This is a genomic window from Bradyrhizobium zhengyangense, assembly GCF_022012555.1.
In the GTDB taxonomy this organism is placed as follows: Bacteria; Pseudomonadota; Alphaproteobacteria; order Rhizobiales; family Xanthobacteraceae; genus Bradyrhizobium; species Bradyrhizobium zhengyangense.
Map to the genome: position 1 here is coordinate 1 of NZ_JAKLTZ010000063.1, position 2,651 is coordinate 2,651.

The 2,651-nt window shown below is 65.0% G+C and carries 1 protein-coding gene; it reads right to left on the reverse strand.

The window, feature by feature from the left end; genetic code table 11:
- Nucleotides 1-2,651 (reverse strand): glutamate synthase central domain-containing protein (locus L6639_RS42795; protein ID WP_237867359.1); only part of this gene is annotated, 2,651 nt, incomplete at both ends.

Here is a 2,651-nt window from a genome sequence, read left to right on the forward strand (position 1 = left end):
TTGATCGAGGTCAGCGGCGAAGCGCCGGTGCCGCCCTCGAAGCCCGCGATGGTGACATGGTCGGCGCGCGCCTTGGCAACGCCCGCGGCCACCGTGCCGACGCCGATTTCGGAGACCAGCTTGACCGAGACGTCGCCCGTCGGGTTGACGTTCTTGAGGTCGTAGATCAGCTGCGCCAGATCCTCGATCGAGTAGATGTCGTGATGCGGCGGCGGCGAGATCAGGCCGACGCCGGGGGTCGAGTGACGCACCTTGGCGATGGTCGCGTCGACCTTGTGGCCGGGCAGCTGGCCGCCTTCGCCGGGCTTTGCGCCCTGCGCCATCTTGATCTGCATCATGTCGGAGTTGACGAGATACTCCGTGGTGACGCCGAAGCGGCCCGAGGCGACCTGCTTGATCGCCGAACGCATGGAATCGCCGTTCGGCATCGGCTTGAAGCGGTCGGCTTCCTCGCCGCCTTCACCGGTGTTCGACTTGCCGCCAATCCGGTTCATGGCGATCGCGAGTGTCGTGTGCGCCTCGCGCGAGATCGAGCCGAAGCTCATCGCGCCAGTGGCGAAACGCCTGACGATGTCCTTGGCCGGCTCGACCTGGTCGATCGGGATCGGCTTGCGCTTCTCTTCCTCCGCGTTCTTGATCCGGAACAGGCCGCGCAGCGTCAGCAGGCGCTCCGACTGCTCGTTCAGGATCTTGGCGAAGGCGCGATAGCGCTCCAGCGAATTGCCGCGGGCGGCGTGCTGAAGCAAGCCGACGGACTCGGCGGTCCAGGCATGGTCCTCGCCGCGGCTGCGATAGGCATATTCGCCGCCGACATCGAGCGCGGTCTTGTAGACCAGAGCCTCGCCGAACGCGTCGGCATGACGCCGTACAGCCTCTTCGGCGATCTCGGCAAGACCGACGCCCTCGACGCGGGTGTGCGTGCCGGCGAAGAACTTTGCGACGAAATCAGCCTTGAGGCCGACCGCGTCAAAAATCTGCGCGCCGCAATAGGACTGATAGGTCGAGATGCCCATCTTGGACATCACCTTGAGCAGGCCCTTGCCGATCGACTTGATGTAGCGCTTGACGATCTCGTAGTCGTCGAGCGAGCCGGGCAGGCGGTCCTTCATCGCGATGATGGTTTCGAACGCGAGGTAGGGATTGATCGCCTCGGCGCCGTAGCCGGCAAGGCAGGCGAAGTGGTGCACTTCGCGCGGCTCGCCGGATTCGACGACCAGGCCGACCGAGGTGCGCAGGCCGGTGCGGATCAAATGATGATGCACCGAGGCGCAGGCCAGCAGCGACGGGATCGGCACGCGGTCGGTGCCGACCATGCGGTCGGACAGGATGATGATGTTGACGCCCTCGCGCACCGCGGCTTCCGCGCGCGCGCAAAGCTCGTCCAGCACCTGGTCCATGCCCGCCGCGCCGAGACCGGCGTGGAAGGTGGTGTCCAGCGTGCGCGACTTGAAGTGGGTGTCGGCGACATCCGAGATCGAGCGGATCTTCTCGAGATCCGCGTCGGTGAGGATCGGCTGGCGCGCTTCCAGGCGCTTGGTGGTCGCAAGGCCCTGAAGGTCGAACAGGTTCGGCCGCGGTCCGATGATGGAGACGAGGCTCATCACCAGCTCCTCGCGGATCGGATCGATCGGCGGGTTGGTGACCTGGGCGAAGTTCTGCTTGAAGTAAGTGAACAGCGGCTTGGCCTTGTCCGACAGCGCCGAGATCGGCGTGTCGTTGCCCATCGAGCCCGCGGCTTCTTCACCCGTGGCCGCCATCGGCGTCATCAGGATCGTGATGTCTTCCTGGCTGTAGCCGAATGCCTGCTGGCGGTCCAAAAGCGACAGGTTCGAGCGCACGCCCGTGGTCGGCACCTTCGGCAGCTCTTCGAGCACGATCTGGGTCCGCTCCAGCCACTCCTTGTAGGGATGGCTCTTGGCGAGCTCGGCCTTGATCTCGTCGTCCGGAATCAGGCGGCCCTGTTCGAGGTCGACCAGCAGCATCTTGCCGGGCTGCAAGCGCCATTTGGTGATGATCTGGTCCTCGGGGATCGTCAGCACGCCCATTTCGGACGCCATCACGATGCGGTCGTCCTTGGTCACGAGATAGCGCGCCGGCCGCAGCCCGTTGCGGTCGAGCGTGGCGCCGATTTGGCGGCCGTCGGTGAAGGCGATCGCGGCGGGGCCGTCCCACGGCTCCATCAGCGCGGCGTGATATTCGTAGAAGGCGCGGCGCTTCTCATCCATCAGGGGATTGCCGGCCCACGCCTCCGGAATCATCATCATGACGGCATGCGGCAGCGAGTAGCCGCCCTGTACCAGGAATTCGAGCGCGTTGTCGAAGCAGGCGGTGTCCGACTGGCCCTCATAGGAGATCGGCCAGAGCCGGCTGATGTCCTTGCCGTACAGCTCGGAGCTGACCGACGCCTGGCGCGCTGCCATCCAGTTGGTGTTGCCGCGCAGCGTGTTGATCTCGCCGTTATGCGCGATCATGCGATAGGGATGCGCCAGCGACCACGCCGGGAAGGTGTTGGTCGAGAAGCGCTGGTGAACGAGCGCGAGCGCGCTCTCGAAATCCTTCTCGTGCAAATCGGGATAGTACTTGCCGAGCTGGTCGGCGAGGAACATGCCCTTGTAGATCACGGTGCGGCAGGACATCGAGCAGGGGTAATA